This window comes from Pseudoclavibacter sp. 8L (assembly GCF_902506465.1).
In the GTDB taxonomy this organism is placed as follows: domain Bacteria; phylum Actinomycetota; class Actinomycetes; order Actinomycetales; family Microbacteriaceae; genus Pseudoclavibacter.
Map to the genome: position 1 here is coordinate 11,538 of NZ_LR733209.1, position 19,776 is coordinate 31,313.

At 69.0% G+C, this 19,776-nt stretch carries 16 protein-coding genes; 13 read left to right on the forward strand and 3 right to left on the reverse strand.

Annotation, left to right across the window (positions count from 1 at the left end; genetic code table 11):
• Positions 1–187 precede the first annotated feature (187 nt).
• Positions 188–1,681 carry an aldehyde dehydrogenase family protein gene (locus GV007_RS18415; protein WP_160075217.1) on the forward strand — a complete coding sequence of 498 codons (1,494 nt, stop codon included), beginning with the start codon at positions 188–190 and terminating at the stop codon, positions 1,679–1,681.
• Between the two features lie 92 nt (positions 1,682–1,773).
• The gene (locus tag GV007_RS18420) at positions 1,774–3,780 is read left to right on the forward strand and encodes a primary-amine oxidase (RefSeq protein ID WP_160075219.1); all 2,007 of its coding nucleotides are present in this window, start codon (positions 1,774–1,776) and stop codon (positions 3,778–3,780) included.
• Between the two features lie 173 nt (positions 3,781–3,953).
• On the opposite strand, the gene GV007_RS18425 is transcribed toward GV007_RS18420, so the two are convergent.
• A complete protein-coding gene (locus GV007_RS18425) occupies positions 3,954–5,390 on the reverse strand; it encodes a purine-cytosine permease family protein (protein ID WP_160075221.1) in 1,437 nt (478 codons plus the stop codon).
• A gap of 368 nt (positions 5,391–5,758) precedes the next feature.
• On the opposite strand from GV007_RS18425, the gene GV007_RS18430 reads away from it, so the two are divergent.
• The 5 genes from GV007_RS18430 (at position 5,759) to GV007_RS18450 (ending at position 10,586) form a co-directional block, all read left to right on the forward strand.
• Positions 5,759–7,297 (forward strand): GMC family oxidoreductase, encoded by a 1,539-nt coding sequence (locus GV007_RS18430; RefSeq protein ID WP_201297774.1) that lies wholly within the window; start codon positions 5,759–5,761, stop codon positions 7,295–7,297.
• 127 nt (positions 7,298–7,424) lie between these two features.
• The gene (locus GV007_RS18435; protein WP_160075224.1) at positions 7,425–7,922 is read left to right on the forward strand and encodes an Asp23/Gls24 family envelope stress response protein; all 498 of its coding nucleotides are present in this window, start codon (positions 7,425–7,427) and stop codon (positions 7,920–7,922) included.
• 127 nt (positions 7,923–8,049) lie between these two features.
• A complete protein-coding gene (locus GV007_RS18440; protein WP_160075226.1) occupies positions 8,050–8,232 on the forward strand; it encodes a hypothetical protein in 183 nt (60 codons plus the stop codon).
• A 206-nt stretch (positions 8,233–8,438) separates the two neighbouring features.
• On the forward strand, positions 8,439–9,380 hold the full coding sequence (locus GV007_RS18445; RefSeq protein WP_160075228.1) for an alpha/beta hydrolase: 942 nt from the start codon (positions 8,439–8,441) through the stop codon (positions 9,378–9,380).
• 147 nt (positions 9,381–9,527) lie between these two features.
• Complete coding sequence (locus GV007_RS18450; RefSeq protein ID WP_104331616.1) at positions 9,528–10,586, forward strand: magnesium and cobalt transport protein CorA; 1,059 nt, start codon at positions 9,528–9,530, stop codon at positions 10,584–10,586.
• A 37-nt stretch (positions 10,587–10,623) separates the two neighbouring features.
• Here the strand turns inward: GV007_RS18450 and GV007_RS18455 are convergent, their stop codons facing one another.
• Positions 10,624–11,475: a Cof-type HAD-IIB family hydrolase gene (locus tag GV007_RS18455; RefSeq protein ID WP_160075230.1), complete on the reverse strand. Its 852-nt coding sequence runs from the start codon at positions 11,473–11,475 to the stop codon at positions 10,624–10,626.
• A 4-nt stretch (positions 11,476–11,479) separates the two neighbouring features.
• Positions 11,480–12,127, reverse strand: coding sequence for an isochorismatase family protein (locus GV007_RS18460; RefSeq protein WP_160075232.1), 648 nt, complete (start codon positions 12,125–12,127; stop codon positions 11,480–11,482).
• A 357-nt stretch (positions 12,128–12,484) separates the two neighbouring features.
• Between GV007_RS18460 and nirB the strand changes: the two genes are divergently transcribed.
• The 6 genes from nirB (at position 12,485) to GV007_RS18490 (ending at position 19,610) form a co-directional block, all read left to right on the forward strand.
• On the forward strand, positions 12,485–15,070 hold the full coding sequence (gene nirB, locus GV007_RS18465) for a nitrite reductase large subunit NirB (RefSeq protein WP_160075234.1): 2,586 nt from the start codon (positions 12,485–12,487) through the stop codon (positions 15,068–15,070).
• Entirely contained in the window at positions 15,067–15,456 is a 390-nt protein-coding gene (nirD, locus tag GV007_RS18470) for a nitrite reductase small subunit NirD (protein ID WP_160075236.1), read from the forward strand. The genes nirB and nirD overlap by 4 nt, the downstream gene beginning before the upstream one ends.
• Positions 15,453–16,688, forward strand: coding sequence for a uroporphyrinogen-III C-methyltransferase (gene cobA, locus GV007_RS18475; protein WP_160075238.1), 1,236 nt, complete (start codon positions 15,453–15,455; stop codon positions 16,686–16,688). Before nirD ends, cobA begins: the two co-directional genes overlap by 4 nt.
• The gene (locus tag GV007_RS18480) at positions 16,685–17,866 is read left to right on the forward strand and encodes a uroporphyrinogen-III synthase (protein WP_160075240.1); all 1,182 of its coding nucleotides are present in this window, start codon (positions 16,685–16,687) and stop codon (positions 17,864–17,866) included. The genes cobA and GV007_RS18480 overlap by 4 nt, the downstream gene beginning before the upstream one ends.
• A 26-nt stretch (positions 17,867–17,892) precedes the next feature.
• Positions 17,893–18,606: a sirohydrochlorin chelatase gene (locus GV007_RS18485; protein WP_160075242.1), complete on the forward strand. Its 714-nt coding sequence runs from the start codon at positions 17,893–17,895 to the stop codon at positions 18,604–18,606.
• Positions 18,607–18,755: 149 nt separating this feature from the next.
• The gene (locus tag GV007_RS18490; RefSeq protein WP_160075244.1) at positions 18,756–19,610 is read left to right on the forward strand and encodes a formate/nitrite transporter family protein; all 855 of its coding nucleotides are present in this window, start codon (positions 18,756–18,758) and stop codon (positions 19,608–19,610) included.
• Positions 19,611–19,776 lie beyond the last annotated feature (166 nt).

Below are 19,776 nucleotides of genomic sequence, written 5' to 3' on the forward strand. Positions count from 1 at the left end.
TGCCTGCGACACGTCGGCATCGAAGATGCAGATGCAGTAGATCGAAATCGTGTGCTTGGTAGATGTGCCGACGTGGCGCAGTGTGGATGCACCACCGACAGCGATGTCGCTCGGCCACGCGCGGGTCGGCGACACCGCTGAGCATTCCAGAGCACGACCCGAGTGCCCCCGACGAATGGAGACGCAGATGGAAGAGCCCACCTCGATCGACTGGCACGCCCGCGCCCAGTCCCTCACGCCAGATGGGCGCCTCTTCATCGACGGCGTCCGCGCCCACGCGTCGGACGGCGCCGTGGTCTCCAGCATCAACCCCGCGACGGCCCAGGCGTTCGCCGCAGTCGCCGCCGGAACCACGCACGACACCGAGCGGGCCGTCGCGGCGGCCAGGGCATCGTTCGAGGCCGGCACGTGGAGCGGCCTCGCCGCCGCAGACCGGGGCCTGATCATGCAGCGCTGGGCCGACCTCGTCGAGCTCCGCGCCGAAGAGTTCGCCCTCCTCGAGACCCTCGACATGGGCAAGCCGATCGGGCAGTCCATGACCGTGGATGTTCCCGGGTCCGTCGCGACCATACGCTGGTACGCGGAACTCGCCGACAAGCTCGGCGACGAGGTGCCCTCGACGCCCCCTGGATCGACCGCCGTCGTCTCGCGCGTGCCGCTCGGCGTCGTCGCCGCCATCACGCCGTGGAACTACCCCATGGAGATCGCCTGCTGGAAGATCGCGCCAGCCCTCGCGGTCGGCAACAGCGTCGTCCTGAAGCCGGCCTCAGAGTCGTCGCTGACCGCGCTCCTGCTCGCGGAACTCGCCGTCGAGGCAGGAGTGCCCGCCGGTGTCCTCAACGTCGTCACGGGCTCCGGCCGCGTCGTCGGCGAAGCCCTCGCACGGCACCGTGGCGTCGATGCCCTGACCTTCACCGGCTCCACTGCGGTCTCGAAGCGCCTGCTGGTGGCGTCCGGCGAGAGCAACATGAAGCGCCTCTCGCTCGAAGCCGGCGGCAAGAGCGCGAACCTCGTGTTCGCCGACGTCGAGACGGTCGAGCTCGCCGCCGAGAAGGCGGCCTTCGGCGCCTTCTACAACCAGGGCGAGGTGTGCTCGGCGAACTCCCGCATCTACGTGCAGCGCCCCGTGCTCGACGCCTTCATCTCCGCCTTCGAGCTCGCCGCGGGCTCCTACGCTCCCGGGGATCCCCTCGACTGGTCGACCGGCGGCGGCGCGCTCGTGAACGAGTCCCACACGGACGACATCGAACGTGCCGTGGATGCTGGACGCTCCGCTGGCGACATCCTCTTCGGCGGCGAGCGCATCGAACGCGGAGCGTCGCGGGCGTTCTACGCGCCCACCGCGGTGGCAGGCCTCGACGCGAAGCACCCGCTTGTCGTCGACGAGCTCTTCGGGCCCGTCGCCACCATCATCGCCTTCGACGACGAGGACGACGCCGTCCACCAGGCGAACGACTCCACCTACGGCCTCGCGGCCTCGGTCTGGACCTCGAACTTCGCCAGGGCGCACCGTGTCGCCGACCGGCTCGTCGCAGGAACGGTCTCGGTCAACACCGTCGACGCGCTCGGCCTCACGACGCCGTTCGGCGGCTTCCGCGAGTCCGGGTTCGGGCGCGACCTGTCACGCCACGCGATCGACAACTACGTCGGACTCAAGACCACCTGGTTCCAGCACGGCTGAACCGTGTGCCGCACCCCGACCGCGCAACGGTCGAGCGGTGCTCCCGATCTCCGACGGGGAGAGTCCCCGTCGTTCCGCGCGAGGAGGCGCTCATGACCACAACAGAACCCCTGCACACCACGGGTCAGCGGGTGTCGCACCTCGACGAGGTCCGGCATCCGCTCGACCCACTCACTGCCATCGAGATCGAACGAGGCCGTTCCATCCTCGAGGCCGAAGGGCTCCTCACCGAGCAGAGCCGGTTCCCCAGCGTCATGCCCATCGAGCCGGACAAGGAGTTCGTCCGCGGCTTCACCGAGGGGGGCCCGCTGCGCCGCCGCATCGAGTACGTCGTGCTCGAGACGGACACCGGCGTCTCCACCGAATACGTCGTCGATCTGGACGCCGGCGTCATCGCATCCCGTGATGTGGTAGCAAGCGGGGAGTTCCCCTACGGGCAGCCCGCCTACCTCTTCGAGGAGTACGACCGCGCGATGGAGATCGCCAAGTCGAGCGAGGAATGGCAGGCCGCGATGCGCCGCCGCGGCCTCGAGGATCGCATCGAAGACGCGTTCTGCTCCCCGCTGGCCCCCGGCTACTTCGGCTACGAGGACGAGATCGGGCGACGCATGATCCGCTCCCTCACGTTCCTCCGCGACCACCCGGACGACGTCGCCTGGGCGCACCCCGTCGAGGGCCTGCTCGTGACGATCGACCTCACGACCGGCAAGGTCGTGAGCGTCTTCGACGAGGGCGACGTCGTCACTGCGGCGACCTCAGGGCGCTACGACGACGAGCACGTGGGCCCAGCGCGATCCACCCTCAAGCCCATCGAGATCACGCAGCCGGAAGGCCCGAGCTTCGCCGTCGACGGCTCCCTCGTGGACTGGGAGGGGTGGCAGTTCCGCGTCGGCTTCAACGCGCGGGAAGGGCTCGTCCTCAACCAGCTCAGCTTCCTCGACGGCGAGGAACGCCGACCGATCATGTACCGCGGGTCCGTTCCCGAGATGATCGTGCCGTACGGCGACACCTCCCGGAACCGGTACTGGATCAGCTACTTCGACGCCGGCGAGTACTACCTCGGCAAGAGCGCCAACTCGCTTGCGCTCGGCTGCGACTGCCTCGGCGTCATCCACTACTTCGACGGCATGAGCCATGACGACCACGGACACGCCATGCGCGTGCCCCAGGCGATCTGCATGCACGAGGAGGACGCGTCGATCCTCTACAAGCACACCGAGTTCGGCTACGGAACGGATGTGCGTCGGCAGCGGCGCCTCGTCATCTCCTACATCGCCACGGTCGGCAACTACGACTACGGCTTCTACTGGCACCTGTACCTCGACGGCACCATCGAGGTCGAGGCGAAGGCGACCGGGCTCGTGTTCAATGGCTCGGGAGTGCCAGGGGCGACCGAGGCGCACCGGCTGGAGATCGCGCCGGGGCTGTTCGCGCCGGTGCACCAGCACATCTTCTGCGCGCGGCTCGACATGGAAGTCGACGGGCCGGACAACTACGTCGACAGGTCGGAGGTGCGACGCATCCCGATGGGGGAGCAGAACCCCTACGGCAACGCCTTCACGTGGGCTCGTGAGCGGATCGAGACCGAGGGCGGCTTCGACGACGACCGCTCGGTGCGACGGACCTGGCACATCGGGTCGAACGAGCGCCGCAACGCGATCGGCAAGTCGACTGAGTACGAGCTGCTTGGCGAAGGGTGGCCGACGCTGCTCGCCGACCCCGAGTCGAGCGTCTACCAGCGAGCGACCTTCGCCGCCCACAACACGTGGGTCACGAAGTACCACGAGGACGAGCGCTGGCCGGCCGGCAAGTACCCGAACCAGCATGCGGGCGGCGCGGGGCTTCCCGCGTACGTCGACGATGCCGAGTCCGTCGACGGCGGGGACATCGTCGTCTGGCACTCCTTCGGTCCCACGCACCTGCCGCGGCCGGAGGACTTCCCGATCATGCCCGTCGACATCTACCGCCTCCAGCTGAAGCCCTACGGCTTCTTCGACCGCAACCCGGCGCTGGATGTGCCCGACTGGGCGACACGAGGGGCTGGCTCCTGCTGCGCGCACAGCGCGGCGCGCAGGTACGGTCGCATGCCTGCCGAGTAGGCCAGGAACGACTCGAAGGAGCGACTCGAAGGTGCGCCGCGCGGAGATCCGCGCGGCGCACCTTGCTGTGTGCGCCGAGAGTCGGGGCCGACGCCGTACGTCGGGCCGACACCGAGAATCGGGCCCGGAGCGAGTGAACTCGCTCCGGGCCCGATGTCCTTCTCCGTTCGGGGCTAGCCCTTGGCGATGGCCCCGGGAACGGTGGAGTCCGCCGCGACGGATGGGCTCGCGAGGTCGCCATCGTCCCGCTTCGTCACCTTGACGAGCACCAGGTAGGCGACCGCGCTGACGACGAAGCCGACGATCCACGCGACATCCACGTTCCCGAGGGGAGCCGCGAGCGGGCCCGTGTAGAACGCGGAGATCATGAACGGTGCTTGCGCGAGAAGGCCGAGCGCATAGGTGCCGAGGCCGACGGCGTTCCAGCGACCGTAGCGTCCGCCGTCGCGCTGGAAGAGCTCATCGACGGCGTACTCGCCCTTTCGGACGATGAAGTAGTCGACGAGGTTGATGGCGGACCAGGGGATGAGCACGTAGAGCAGCAGCGCGACGAAGCCCTGGAAGACGACCATGAAGTCGGAGTCGCCGGCCATCGCGCCCAGCGTGGCGATGACGCCGCAGATGATCGTCGCCGTCACGCGGGTGCGGCTCGTGATCGTGATGCGGCTGAAGCTCGACTGCGCCGCGGTGAGCGCGCACATCACACCCGAGTACAGCTCGGCGGCGTTGATGACCGCGGCGGTCAGGCCGAAGATCAGCAGCACGACGATGCCGACGGGGCCGAGCAGCTCGGCGAGCGCGCCGAGCGGGTTCTCCGGGTTGGCCGCGCCGAGCAGCACGCCGAGGACCATGACGAACACGCTGCTCAGGACGAGCCCGAGGTAGGTCGCCCAGAAGGCCGCGGCGGGGCCCGTCTTCTTGGGGAGGTACCGGGAGTAGTCGGAGACATACGGGGCGTAGGCGAGCTGCCAGACGATGCCGATGGCGAGCATCCCGAAGAAGCCCTCCGTGGTGAAGCCGGCCTCGGCGCGTTGGGAGGTGACCGCCGGATTCATGAGCAGCCCGACCATCGCGACGATCACGGCCACCGCGATGAGGGTCGAGAGCACCTTCATGATCTTCTGCAGCAGGTCGTAGCCGACGATCGCGATGACGATGCCGACGACGGCCAGCACGGGGATGGTCAGCGAGCCGGGGAGCCAGGGGAAGACGGCGACGAGGCTGTCCTTCGCGACCACGAGGATGCTCGCGAAGAAGCCGAGGAACATGAGCAGCGCGATGGCCGCCAGGAGGCTGCCGCCCAGGTAGCCGAACTGCGCACGAGCCTGGAGCATCTGCGGGATCCCGAGGTGCGGGCCCTGGGAGGCGTGGAGGGCCGCGCCGAACGCGCCGATGAGGTTGCCCGTCAGGATGGCGACGATGCTCCAGCCGATCGAGAGGCCGAATCCGCCGCTGGCGAGTGCCCCGGTGACGACGGTGAGGGGCAGCATGTTGATGCCGACCCAGATCGCGAAGAGCGACCAGACGGATCCGGTTCGCTCGTTCTCGGGAATGGGAAGGATGTGTCTGGTCTCGAATTGGACCACGGATGTTGCGGGTGTTTCGGGCATGGCGAACTCCAGGGGTCGGCGTCGTTGCCGCGTCGCAGTCCTGGCCTCAGATCTGGCGGAAGGAGTGCGGTTGCGTGCTTCGAACCTAGCCGCGTGGCGGCGCTCGGTGGATAGCGATTGGCGATCAGCCGCATCGCTTCGCGAGATGCGCCGCGGCTGGTCCCGCGGCGTTCATCGCGCGGCTTCCGCAGGAGCATCCAGGATGGAGCCCCGACGTTTCCCATTCGTTTCAGGAATGTTGAGGCGACTTTGCATCACGGAAAGCGATGCACGTCTTCAGGCTTTCGTATTTGCGTCGCCAGGGTCGATGCTCGGATGCTGGGAGCGAGCCCGAGTCGCAGACCGGCATCGACCGAGTGGAGTCGCACGTGAACGCAGAAGTCCAGCAGCTGTTCGACTACGTCGTCGTCGGCGGCGGAACAGCGGGGAGCATCGTCGCGTCGCGCTTGAGCGAGGACCCGAGCGTCACCGTCGCGCTCATCGAGGCTGGGCCCAGCGACGTTGACGAGCCGCGAGCCGGCAGCATCCGTCGCTGGGCCGAGATGCTCGAGGGCGAGTACGACCTCGACTACCGCAGCGTGCCGCAGGCCCGCGGCAACTCGTTCATCCGTCAGGCCAGGCTGCGCATCCTCGGAGGCTGCTCGACCGCGAACACCATGATCAGCTGGCGCCCCCTGCGCGGCGACCTCGAGGAGTGGGCGGCGGCGGGAGTCGAGGGGTGGGGCTACGAGGAGGTGAGCCGGGCCTTCGACCGGATCGCTGCGCCGATGGTTCCGGTCGCGGATGCGGACCGCAATCCGTACATCCAGGATGCGGTGACCGCCGCCGCCGCGGCGCTCGAAATTCCGCAGCGACGCCGGTGGAATGCCGAGGAGTTCGTCGAGGGCGCTGGCTTCTTCGAGATCGGCTACTACCCGGAGAGCAACGACCGAGCCTCGAGCTCGCGCGCCTACCTCCACGACAACCTCGACCGGCCGAACCTGACCGTCGTGCTCAGCTCCATCGTCGAGCGAGTCATCATCGAGGGCGGCCGTGTCACGGGCGTCCTCGTGCGGCCCGAGCGCGGCGAAGCGCACCCGATCACGGCGCGGCGCGAGGTCGTCCTGAGCTGCGGCGCCATCGACACCCCGGCGCTCCTGCAGCGATCCGGAATCGGCCCAGCCGATGTCCTGCGAGCTGCCGGCGTGGAGCCCATCCTCGACCTGGCCGGGGTCGGCGAGAACCTCCAGGACCACGCGGAGGGCCTCGTCGTCTGGGAGGCGAGCGGCGAGCGCTCGGAGGTGTGCGCGACGGGCTGGGATGCCGGCTACGTCGTGCGCGTCGACCCAGAGAGCGCCGTCCCCGACATCTCGACGCACATCCCGCTCCACTCCTGGACGGTGCACGCCGAGCGGTTCGGCGCGGACATCCCGGCCAACAACGTGTCGCTCGCGCCGAACGTCGCGAAGCCGCGAAGTCGCGGACGCGTGTGGATCACGTCCCCATCGCCCGACGTGGCCCCGTCCATCGACTACGGGTACTTCACCGATGCGGACGGCCGCGACGAGGCCATGCTCGTCGAGGGGGCCAAGCTCGCTCGCCGAGTCGCGCAGCAGGAGCCGTTCGCCTCGCACCTCGTGCGGGAGGTGTTCCCCGGCCCCGACGTCGTGTCCGACGAGGAGCTCTCCGAAGTGCTCCGCGCGACGCACCAGACCGTCTACCACGTGTCCTGCACGGCACGGATGGGCGCGGCGGGGGATGCGCTCGCGGTGGTCGACTCGAGGCTGCGCGTGCACGGCATCGAGGGTCTGCGCATCGCCGACGCGTCAGTCTTCCCCACGATCCCGGCGCTGAACCCGGTCGGCACGGTCATGACGGTCGCGGAGCGAGCCGTCGACTTCATCCGCGAGCAAGCCGGGGCGCGCTGAGCTCCTCCCTGAGCGTTCGCCGAGAGGCTCGAGAACTTTGTGACGCAATGGCGGTGGCCCACGTCTCCCTTGTAACGCCCCACAGCGGTGCACCGGCACCAGGGCTCGAAACCAAGGAGAGCATCCCATGACGAACGTCACCCCCAACGCTTCCGCCACCCCCAGCACCGTGGCAACGCCGAAGACGGATGCGGCCTCGAAGAGCGTCGTGACGTCCGGCCACGCGGGCACTGAGCTCGCATCCACCCACGGCACGACGACCGTCGTAGACAGTGTCGTCGCCCGTGTCGCCGGCATCGCTGCCCGCGAAGCCCGCGGCGTCTACGACCTCGGTGGCGGTGCGGCCCGCGCGATCGGCGCCATCCGCAACGCGCTCAACGCAAGCGACCAGAGCCAGGGCGTGAGCGTCGAGGTCGGCGAGAAGCAGGTCGCCGTCGACATCACGATCGTGGCCGAGTACCCGGTCTCGCTGCAGGATGTCGCCGACGGAGTCCGCGCCGACGTCATCCGCGCCGTCGAGTCGATCGTCGGCCTCGAGGTCACCGAGGTGAACGTCACCATCAACGACGTGCACCTGCCGAGCGACGACAACCAGGAAGAGCCCGCAGAAGCGCGCGTCCAGTAGTCCGAGACACGAAGCTGGCGCGCCTCCAAGCGGGCGCCTTGCCTCGTAACCCATCACCTCAGCCGGCCTGGCCGCCGATCGGCGGCCAGGCCGCGCCAGTTAACACACCCCCGAAAGCGAGTCACCCATGTTCCTGCGAATCGTCACCTTCGTGCTCGGAATCGTCGTCAAGAAGCGCAGCGCCAAGAAGAAGCGCCAGCAGCAGGCGGACGCCCGCGCCAAGCACACCGCGAAGTCCAAGAAGCCCGGCAAGGCCAAGCACGGTGCAAGCTCGAAGCGGAGCTCGAGCAGCCGCGGCCGTCGACGCTGATCCTGCGCACGAGCATCCAGCCCGCCCGTTTTCGTGACCGAGCGCGGCCGCCTGTGCCGCGATCGCCGTCGCCGCCGCTCGCTCGGTCCACGCCTGAGGATGCCATCGGCTGAAGGCCAGAACTCACGCCTTCGGCCGATGCGCTCGGCAATGCCGAGCGGAAGACTCATCTGGTCGGCGCGTGGTGCGCCGCAGGAGAGGCGTGCGTGAAGAAGTTCGTGAAGAGAGTGCTGCTCGGGGTTGCGGCGGTATGCACGGTGGTCGCGCTCGCCCTGGTGTCGACGACGGTCGTGCACGCGGTGGCGTCCGGGATCGAGAGTGGCCGGATCGAGCAGTACGGGCAGAAGGTGGATGTCGACGGTCGCCAGATGAACGTCCTCGTCGCGGGCGACGCCGCCGACACGATCGTGCTGCTGCCCGGCTCCGGCACGGCATCCCCGGTGCTCGACTTCCAGCCCCTGGTCGACGACCTGGCGCGGGATCACCGCGTCATCGTCGTCGAGCCGTTCGGCTATGGGCTCAGTGACGGCACGGATCGAGAGCGCACCACGGAGAACGTCGTCGCGGAGGTGCACGCGGCGCTGCAGGAGCTCGGCGTCGATCGCTACATCCTCATGGGCCACTCCATCGCCGGCATCTACGGGCTCGAGTTCGCCGAGCGCTACCCCGACGAGGTGATGGCGTTCGTGGGCATCGACACCAGCGTCCCCGGTCAGCCGGGCATGGACGAGGAGTTCCCGACGGGCCTCTTCGCAGCGGTCAGGAACCTCGGCCTCATGCGAGTCATCACCGCCATCGGGGGAGTCGGCTACGACGAGCCCGTCTACACCGATGAAGCTCGCGAGCAGATCACGCTCATCAGCAATCGGAACTCGCTCAGCCCGACCTACCTCAACGAGATGGACCACTTCGGCAGCAACTTCGGGAACGCGCTCGGCACGAGCTTCCCGGAGCAGCTGCCGCTCCTCCTCTTCGTGGAGGCCGACAACGCCAACAACGGCGACTGGATGGGGCTGCACGAGCGGCAGGCAGCCGAGGTCAGTGACGGCACGGTCATTCCCGTAAATGGGGAGCACTACCTCCACCACACGCACGCTGCCGAGATCGCGCAGGACTTCCGGGAGTGGCAGCTGGCGCGTTCCCTCTGACGGGCGCCCTTGCCGCGTCTCCAGGGACGGCTGCTTGTCAACGTGCGAGGAAGTAGTGTCAGTCGGCGGGGCAGCACCATGGTCCGCGGCTGATCGCTCAGCTGCCGTGGAAGCCCCATCGACATCCGACGCGCTAGGAGGGCAGCCATGGCCTTGATCGACAATGGGATCTACGTGAAGGGGCGTCGCTGCTTCACCCCGGTGACGCTCGACGAGACGTTCGAGAAGCTGCGCGAGCACGCTGGAATGGCCTGGATCGGCCTCTTCCAGCCGAGCAACGAGGAGCTCGACGCGGTCGCCAAGGAGTTCGATCTGCATCCGCTCGCCGTCGAGGACGCACGGGTCGGGCACCAGCGGCCGAAGATCGAACGCTACGGCAGCACCCTCTTCGTGGTGCTCCGACCCGCCTGGTACGTCGATGCCACCGAGACGGTGCACTTCGGCGAGATCCACCTGTTCGTCGGCCCCGAGTTCGTCGTCACGGTCAGGCACGCGGCACGACCTGAGCTGGGCGACGTCCGGCACCGGATGGAGCAGAGTCCCGCCCTCCTGAGCCTCGGCCCCGAGGCCGTCCTCTACTCGGTGCTCGACCAGGTCGTCGACGGCTACGCCCCGGTGACCGCCGGCCTCGAGAACGACATCGACGAGATCGAGGATCAGCTCTTCGCGGGCGACGAACGCGTCACGCGCCGCATCTACGAGCTCCTCGGCGAGGTCATCAACTTCCAGCGAGCGACGAGTCCACTGCGAACCATCCTCGAAGCGCTCCTGCGGGGCGCCGAGAAGTACAACACCAGCGAGGAGCTCCGCGCCCGCTACCGAGACGTCCTCGACCATTCGCTGCGCATCGCGGAGCGCGCCGACTCCTTCCGCGTGCTGTTGGAGAACGCCCTGACCGTGCACAGCACGCTGGTCACGCAGCAGCAGAACGAGGCCATGAGGGAACTCTCCGAGGCCAGCCTCGCGCAGAGCGAGGAGACGAAGAAGCTCTCCGAGCAGAGCATCGCCCAGAACGAGGAGATCAAGAAGATCACCAGCTGGGCGGCGATCCTCTTCGCCCCGAGCCTCGTCGGCACGGTCTACGGCATGAACTTCACGAACATGCCGGAGCTCGAGGCCGAATGGGGGTACCCGCTCGCGCTCTTCGGGATGGTGGCGCTCGGCGTCGTCCTCTGGTCGGTCTTCAAATGGAAGAAGTGGCTCTAGGCCGTGTCCGACGAGGTCTCGCCGACCGCCGGTGAGCTCACTGGCCTGAATGCTCCTCGATGAGGCCGAGACGCACGAACGCCGCGTGGAGTCCGTCCTCGTCCACCGCCCCGGTGACGAGGTCGGCGGCAGCCTTGGCCTCGGCCGTCCCGTTGCCCATCGCGACGCCGACGCCGCACGCGACGAGCATCTCGAGGTCGTTGCCGCTGTCTCCGACGGCGATCGTGTCCTCCATGCCGAGACCGAGCACGGGGAGCAGGGCCTCGATCGCCGCCGCCTTGTGGACGCCGCGCATCGAGATCTCGCCCCCACCGTTGCCGAGGCCCGGCATGGTGCCGCCGACGATCGCGTAGGCGCTCCCGAGCCGGGCCTGCACTCGATCGAAGGAGGCCTCGTCGTCGCTGCTGAACACGACCTTGGCGGTCTGGTCGAACTTCATCGGGCCGGAGTCGACGACGTGGTGCCGCAGGCCCGAGTTCTCGATGTCCGTGTAGCCGAACCCCGTGAGCAGGCGGCGCATGCGCGAACGGTGCCCCTCGGTCGTGTGCATCCCGTGTCGCCCCTGCAGGCTGTAGTCGATGCCCAGTTCGTCCAGCTCGGCAGCGAGCGAGCGGGCGTCCGCCTCGTCCAGGTGCAGGTCCACGAGCCAGGTACCCGCGTGCTGCACGTAGGCGCCCGCGCCCGCGACCATGCCGTCGAAGCCGATCTCCTCCACTCGGGGGTCGATCTCGAGCGGGCTCCGACCGGTCGCGAGGAAGACGAGGTGGCCCCGGGACTGGGCAGCGTGGATGGCCGCCGCCGCTGAGGGCGGCACGTTGCCGAGTCCGTCCGTCAGGGTTCCGTCGATGTCGAGGAACACGGCCCGCCGAGAAGTGGTGCTGATCGTCACCTGACTATTGTCCAGCCTGATGGGCCGAACGCCCGACACCGGCCACGGCCGAGGTCGGCAGGTCGTCCTTCGGGAGTGGATGCCCCGCCTCGACGGCCGCCATCCAGTCGCCGCTCGCCGCGACCGCCGCCAGGTTGGACTGCAGGAGCGCCATCAGGGTGGAGTGCACGGTCTTGGCCGATGCGAAGCCGGCGCTGTTCGCGAGGTTGATCGCGCCCGTCGCGTCGGAGAGCACCTCCACGTCGATGCCGAGCTCCTCAGCCGCGGCTGCAGACGCGATGATGCAGTTGTTGGTCATGTAGCCGACGAACGTCACCGTGTCGACGTCGGCTGCCCGCAGCCAGGCGAGCAGGTCGGTCTCGGCGAAGACCGAGCTGAAGCGCTTCGTGATCGCCTTCCATTCGGGCCGCCGTCGTGCCTCGACGTCGGGGTGCAGCGCGAACTCCGTCATCGTCGGGTTGAACACGGGAGCCTGATCTCCGGACGAGTGCTGGATGGCGGCGATCGGAATGCCCGCCGCCTCCGCGGCGTCGATCGTCGCCGTGATGCGAGGAAGCGAATCAGCGTGGGGCGGGTGGTGGATCTCGAGGGGCCCCGAGAAGTACTGCAGCTGGACGTCGACGAGGACAAGTGCTCTGCGAGGGGAGGTCATGATCTGCGCTCCTATGGGGAATGCGGGATACGGGATGGCGCGGCAGCTCGCCGCCGCATCCATCATCTGCCCTCGCCTCCCGGGAACCCACTGACACCGCCAGAGTGATTTCCCATTTCTCACTTCTCACACCCTCCACGAGCGCGCGTGCCAAGGAAGTTGCCTCGGGGAAACAGCAGCACGCGCCTCGTGAAACATGCGGTTTCTACGCTCTGAGCATGTCAGCGACCACCCGTCGCCGTTCATCCACGGAGGAGCCACGATGCGCGCACCCACTCGAGCACACCGAGACGAGCTGTGATGACCCCGAAACAATCGCCGCACGGTGACGAAACATCCCAGACCTACGCTCACGACATGCCCACCCCCTCGCCCCGCTCTCGCCACGTCGTGGTGATCGGCGCCGGCATGGTCGCGCACCGCTTCGTCGAGTCGCTGCGATCGCAGGACTCCGATGGGGTCTGGGCGATCACCGTCATCGGCGACGAGCCGTGGCGCCCCTACGACCGGGTGCAGCTCACGAGCACCTTCTCGGGCGTCGACCCGGCCGCGCTCGAGCTGGGCAGGCCGCTCATGTGGTCGCACCCCAACGTGACGCTCCGCGCCTCCGAGACCGTGACGAGCATCCACCCGGAGACCCGCACCCTCGTCACCTCCCTCGGCGCGACCGAGCACTACGACGAGCTCGTCATCGCCACCGGGTCCGCCGCTGCGAAGCCCCCGATCGCGGGAGTGGATGCGCCAGGCGTGCACGTGTACCGCACCATCCACGACGTGGTCGGGCTCAAGGCAGAGGTTGCGGAGTTGTCACAGCGACTCGGCCGCACCGTCCGCGGCGCGGTCGTCGGCGGGGGACTCCTCGGCCTCGAAGCCGCCGGCGCCATGGTCGCCCTCGGCGCCGAGTGCACCGTCGTCCAATCGTCCGGCCACCTCATGTCCGCCCAGCTCGACGCGGGCGGCGGCGAAGCCCTCCGTCTCCTCATCGAGCACCTCGGCGTGGATGTGCGCACCGGTTCACGAGCCAGCGCCGTCGTCCTCGACTCCGAAGGCCGCGCGGCGGGCCTCGACTTCCCGAACGGCGAACCCGAACTCGCCGACCTCGTCGTCTTCGCCGTCGGCATCAGGCCCCGCGACGAGCTCGCCCGCGACGCCGGGCTCGCGCTCGGCGCTCGCGGTGGCATCGAGGTCGACGACGCCTGCCGAGCATCCGCCGCCAACATCTTCGCGATCGGCGAGGTCGCGTCCATCGACGGTGAGTGCTTCGGGCTCGTCGCCCCCGGATACTCCATGGCCGAGGTCGTCGCGAACCGCCTCACCGGGGGAGAAGCGACCTTCCCCGGAGTCGACCTCTCGACGAAGCTCAAGCTCACGGGCGTCGACGTGGCGAGCTTCGGCGACGCCTTCGCCGAGTCGCCCGGCGCGCTCGAGGTCACCTACGCCGACCCGGTCGGCGGCGTCTACAAGAAGCTCGTCATGTCCGACGACGGGAAGGTGCTGCTCGGCGGCATGCTCGTCGGCGACGCCTCCGCCTACACCTCCCTGCGCCCGATGGTCGGGCGCGAGCTCGGCACCGACCCGGCCGCGTACCTGCTGCCGGCCGACGGCATGCCGGAGGTCGGCGGCGACCTGCCGGACGACGCCACCGTCTGCTCCTGCAATAACGTCTCTGTCGGCTCGGTGCGCGGTGCCGTCACCGACCACGCCTGCACCGACCTCGCGGGCGTCAAGGCCTGCACCAACGCGGGCACCGCGTGCGGCTCCTGCGTGCCGCTCGTGAAGAAGATCTTCTCCACGGAGCTCGCGAAGACCGGCGTCGAGGTCAGCAACGCGCTCTGCGAGCACTTCGCGATGTCCCGCGCCGGGCTCTTCGACGCCGTCCGCGTCACTGGCCTCCACACCTTCACGGGCATCATCGAGCGGCACGGCAACGGGGGCCGCGGCTGCGACATCTGCCGCCCGGTCGTCGCCTCGATCCTCGCGTCCCTCGGCAACGGGCACATCCTCAAGGGCGAGCAGGCAGCCCTGCAGGACACCAACGACCACGTCATGGCGAACATGCAGAAGGACGGCACCTATTCGGTCGTCCCACGCATCCCCGGCGGCGAGGTCACCCCGGACGGGCTCATCGCGATCGGCGCCGTCGCCAAGGAGTACGGCCTCTACACGAAGATCACCGGCGGCCAGCGCATCGACCTCTTCGGCGCCCGCATCGAGCAGCTGCCCGAGATCTGGAAGAAGCTCATCGACGCCGGGTTCGAGTCAGGGCAGGCGTACGGCAAGGCGCTGCGCAACGTGAAGTCGTGCGTCGGCTCCACCTGGTGCCGGTACGGCGTGCAGGACTCGGTGGCCATGGCCATCTTCCTCGAGCTGCGCTTCCGCGGCCTCCGCTCCCCGCACAAGCTGAAGTTCGGCGTCTCGGGATGCGCACGCGAATGCGCCGAGGCGCGCGCGAAGGACGTGGGCGTCATCGCCACGGAGAAGGGCTGGAACCTCTACGTCGGCGGCAACGGCGGCTTCACGCCACGCCACGCGGAGCTCCTCGTCGAGGACCTCGACGACGAGCAGCTCATCACCGCCATCGACCGCTTCATCGGCTACTACATCCGCACCGCCGACCGGATGCAGCGCACGGCTCGCTGGATCGAGGACCTCGACGGCGGCATCGACACCCTCCGCGCCGTTGTCCTCGAGGACAGTCTCGGCATCGCGGCGGACCTCGACGCCATGGTCGCGAACCACGTCGACAACTACAAGGACGAATGGCAGGAAGCGCTCAACGACCCCGAGGTCATGGAGCGATTCGTCTCCTTCGTGAACGCCCCCACCACGCCGGACCCCTCGCTCGGCTACGTGCGAGAGCGCGGGCAGCTCCGCCCGGCAAACGACACCGACCGCAGCGCCGGCACGGTCATCGCAGGAACGACCTTGGAGGTCCGACGATGAGCATCGCCATCGACACGCAGGCGGCCGACGCCGCGACCGCGCAGGCGCAGTGGGTCGCCGTGTGCCCGCTGAGCGCCCTCCACCCGGAACGTGGGGTCGCCGCCATCCTCGACGGAACGCAGATCGCGCTCTTCCGCCTCGGCGACGAGTCGGTGTTCGCCGTGCAGCAATCCGATCCGTACTCCGGCTCGCAGGTCATGAGCCGTGGCCTCGTCGGCACTCGCGGCGGACGGCTCACCGTCGCCTCGCCCATGTTCAAGCAGGTCTTCGACCTCGCCACGGGCGTATGCCTCGACAGCGTCGGCAAAGAGGAGCGCACCCTCCTCACCTACCCCGTGCGCATCGAGCACGGCACCGTGCTCGTCGACCTCGGAGGCACACGATGAGCACGCTCATGGCACTCGACTTCACCGGCCGCGACGTCGTCATCGTCGGCGCGGGCGCCGTCTCCGCGAGACGCGCCCAGAAGTTCGTCACGGCCGGCGCATCCGTCACCATCGTCGCCCCCGAACTCGGCGGCACGCTCGGCGGGCTCGTCGCCGACGGGCTCGTCACCTGGCTCGCCGAACCCGTCCGCGCAGACCACCTCGACGGTGCCTGGTTCGTGCACACCGCCACCGGCGACAGGACCACCGACCTGCTCGTCGCCGAATGGGCCAACGAGCGACGCGTCTGGTGCGTGAACGCGAGCGACGCATCCGCCGGCAGCGCCAAGACCCCCGCCACCTCCGACGCAGGGGCCGTCGAGATCGGCGTCGTCTCGAAGCAGGGCGCCGACCCGCGCCGCAGCCGCCTCATCTGCGACCAGCTCGCCGAGAACCTGCGCGCCGGAGACATCGACCTGCGCCGCCACCGTGCAGGCGCAGGTCGGGTCGTGCTCGTCGGCGGGGGACCTGGCGACGCCGACCTCATGACGCTTCGCGGACGACGCGCCCTCGCGGAGGCCGACGTCGTCGTCACCGACCGCCTCGGGCCGCGTTCGGTGCTCGCCGAGCTGCCCGCCGACGTCGAGATCATCGACGTGGGCAAGCAGCCTGGGCACCACCCCGTGCCGCAGGACGAGATCAACCGCATCCTCGTCGAGAGGGCCAAGCAGGGGCTCGTCGTCGTGCGCCTCAAAGGCGGAGACCCCTTCGTCTACGGGCGGGGTGGCGAGGAGGTGCTCGCCTGCAACGAAGCGGGCATCGACGTCGAGGTCGTCCCCGGCATCAGCAGCGCCATCTCCGTCCCGGCCGCTGCAGGCATCCCGGTCACGCACCGCGGTGTCGCCAACTCATTCCAGGTCGTGACCGGCCACCAGCGACTCGGAGCCGAACTCCTCCGCTCGGTGAAGGGCGACACGTGCACCCTCGTGGTGCTCATGGGAGTCTCCGCCCTCGGCCGCATCTGCGACGAGCTCGTCGACGCCGAAGTGCGAGACGACATGCCCGTCGCCATCGTCGAGAACGGACACACACCATGCCAGCGCGTCACGCGCGGCACCCTCCGCACGATCAACGCCACAGCGCGCAGCGTCGGCGTCGCCAACCCCGCCATCATCGTCATCGGCGAAGTCGCCCAATTCGGCCTCCTGCAGGCCACTCGTTCGCTCCAGGAACAGGACGCACTGTCAGCATGAGCCTCCCACCAGCGAGCGGTGCGCGCACCCGCGCTCCCCAGGAACAGCACCTGGCAGGCGTCGTCGTCGTCGTGACGAGCGACCGCCGCTCCGGTGAGCTCGCGACCGCCCTCGAACGACGCGGGGCGATCATCCGCCACTCGCCCTCGCTCACCATGACCGCCGTCGAAGACGACGCCGACCTGCTCGACGCGACGAAGCGCGTCATCGCGAACCCTCCGGACATCGTCGTCGCCACCACCGGCGTCGGCTTCCGAGGGTGGATCGACGCAGCGGATGCGCACGGGCTCGCTGAGGACCTCGTCGCGGTGCTCTCCCACGCGCGCATCGTCGCCAGGGGGCCGAAGGCGCGCGGGGCGATCCAAGCGGCCGGGCTCAACGCCGACTGGGTGGCCGAGTCGGAGACCTCCGCCGAACTCGCCCAGTTCCTGCTCGCAGAAGGCGTCGAGGGCGCGCGCATCGCCCTGCAGCACCACGGCTCGGGAGCCGACGGACTCGACGAGGAGTTCCTCGCCGCGGGGGCCGACGTCGAGAGCCTCATCGTGTACCGGTGGGGGCCACCCGCCGACCCGGCGCTGCTCTCGCGGTGGGCTTTCAAGGCGGCGGACGGCGAGGTCGACGCGATCGTGTTCACGTCGGCGCCGGGCGTCTCCGCCTGGCTCGAGTCGTTCTCCAGCGACGCTGACGCGGACGACGCCGAGAAGAGCGGAGGCGCGCTCGACCGGCTCCGTCAGCGCTGTCGCGAGGGGTCACTCGTGACCGTCGCCGTCGGCCCCATCACCGCCGCCCCGCTCCGCTCGGTCGGCATCGAACCCGTCGTCCCGAAGCGCGGACGGCTCGGCGCGCTCATCCGCGAGCTCATAGAGCACTACGCGCAGCGCGCGGCCGAAGGCATCGAGACCGAAGCAGGACGCCTCTTCCTCCGCTCCAGCTGTGCCGTCATCGGCGACGACGTCATAGAGCTCTCGCCGGGTGCCCTGCGCGTCCTGCGCCTCCTCGCCGGCAACCCGGGCGGTGTCGTCACGAGGGAGCAGATCCTCGCCAGGCTGCCGGGCAGTCCGACGACCACCCATGCGGCCGACGTCGCCGTCGCACGCCTCCGCGAATCCTTCGGCGACCGAGCGATCGTGCAGACCGTCGTGAAGCGCGGCTACCGACTGCGCATCCGCACGAGCTGAACCCAGCCCAAGAGAGTGAGCACGAGATGAACGAGCAGGGCCCGCGTCCCACGATCCTCGTGGGTGCATCCCACGGGACGGACAACACCGACGGGCAGGCCGTCATCCGTGAGCTGCTGCGGCGCGCCCAGCAGCTGCGGCCCGACGTGCAGGTCGTCGAAGCGTTCGTCGACGTCCAGCAGCCGAGCCTCGTCGAGGTGCTCGCGGGGCTCCCGGAGGACGCCGACGTCGTGGTCGTGCCCGTGCTGCTCACGGTCGGATTCCACACGCAGGTCGACATCGCCGAAGCCGTCGCCGCACGCCCCGGCACCTCCGTGGCCGCCCCGCTCGGCCCCGACGCGCGCCTCTCGCAGCTGCTCTGGGACCGTCTCCTCGAAGCTGGCGGCAGTGCCGAAGACGGAGTCGTGATCGCCGTCGCGGGTTCCACGGCCGCCGCCGCCGTGCCCCGCTTCCACGAGCTGCGCGAGCAGTTCAACGGCATCGGCGGCGCGGATGCGGTCCTCGGCTACGGCGCGGCCCTCGACCCCCGCGTGCCCGCCGCCGTCGACATCGCCAGGCGCCAGCGACCCGGCGCGAGCGTCAGCATCGCCAGCTACCTGCTCACCCCGGGGTTCTTCCACGACCGCGTGTCGGAGGCGGGAGCCGACATCGTGGCGGCGCCCCTCGGCGTGGACGACCGCATCGCGGAGATCATCCTCGAGCGCTTCGACGCCGTCGTCACTCCGGCAGCACTCGTCTGACGGCGCTTCTCACAGGGCTCGGACGGAGGCGAGAGGGAATGGAAACCAGAACGCACCGCACGAGCCACGGGGCCGAAACTGCACGCGAATAGCGTGTGGACACCGGGCCGATCACGGCCACAGAGCACCGCCAGAGCGAAAGGGAACCTGTGTCCTACGTCAAGCCGAACGACCTCGTCACCACCATGATCGATGCCGGCGAGAGCAAGATCTTCCTCTCGACCCGCGACACCATCATCCGCTCCACCATGGGAGGTGCCTTCCTCACCATCGCCGCGGCCTTCGCCGTCACCGTCAGCGTGACGACCGGCGTCCCGCTCCTCGGCGCCCTGCTCTTCCCCGTCGGCTTCATCATGCTGTACCTGCTCGGCTACGACCTCCTCACGGGCGTCTTCGTGCTCGGCCCGCTCGCCTGGCTCGACAAGCGGCCAGGCGTCACCCTCCGCGGCGTGCTCCGCAACTGGGGGCTCGTGTTCGTCGGCAACTTCATCGGCGCCTTCACCATCGCCGTCCTCATGGCCATCGTCGTCACGAACGGCTTCGCGACACCCCCGAACGAGGTGGGCGAGGCCATCGGCCACATCGGCGAAGGCCGAACGGTCGGCTACGCCGAGCACGGTGCCTCCGGGATGCTCACGCTGTTCGTCCGCGCGGTGCTCTGCAACGCCATGGTCGCGACCGGAGTTGCACTCGCCATGATCTCCAAGAGCGTCTCCGGCAAGATCATCGCCATGTGGATGCCCATCATGCTGTTCTTCTTCATGGGCTTCGAGCACTCCATCGTGAACATGTTCCTGTTCCCGTCTGGCCTGCTCCTCGGCGCAGACTTCACGCTCCTGGACTACCTCATCTGGAACGAGATTCCAACAGTCGTCGGCAACCTCGTCGGAGGACTGCTCTTCGTGGGCCTGCCGCTCTACTTCACCTACGGCCGCACCGGTTCGCGTCGACCGGTGGCCGCCAAGCTCGCTGCGACCGAGGCCAAGGCGCCCGCCGCCGTCTGAGCTGCCCGCTTCCCAGCTCACCCGGCTGCCCCCGCTCACCCGGCTGCCCCCGCACATCCGAGTGGAAGAGTCAGCCAGATGCATCCTCCTCCGTTCGGGAGCCTGCTTCTGGCTGACTCTTCTCGGGTTTCTGCGCTGTTTTCAGCCCGCCGTCACCGCCCCGCCA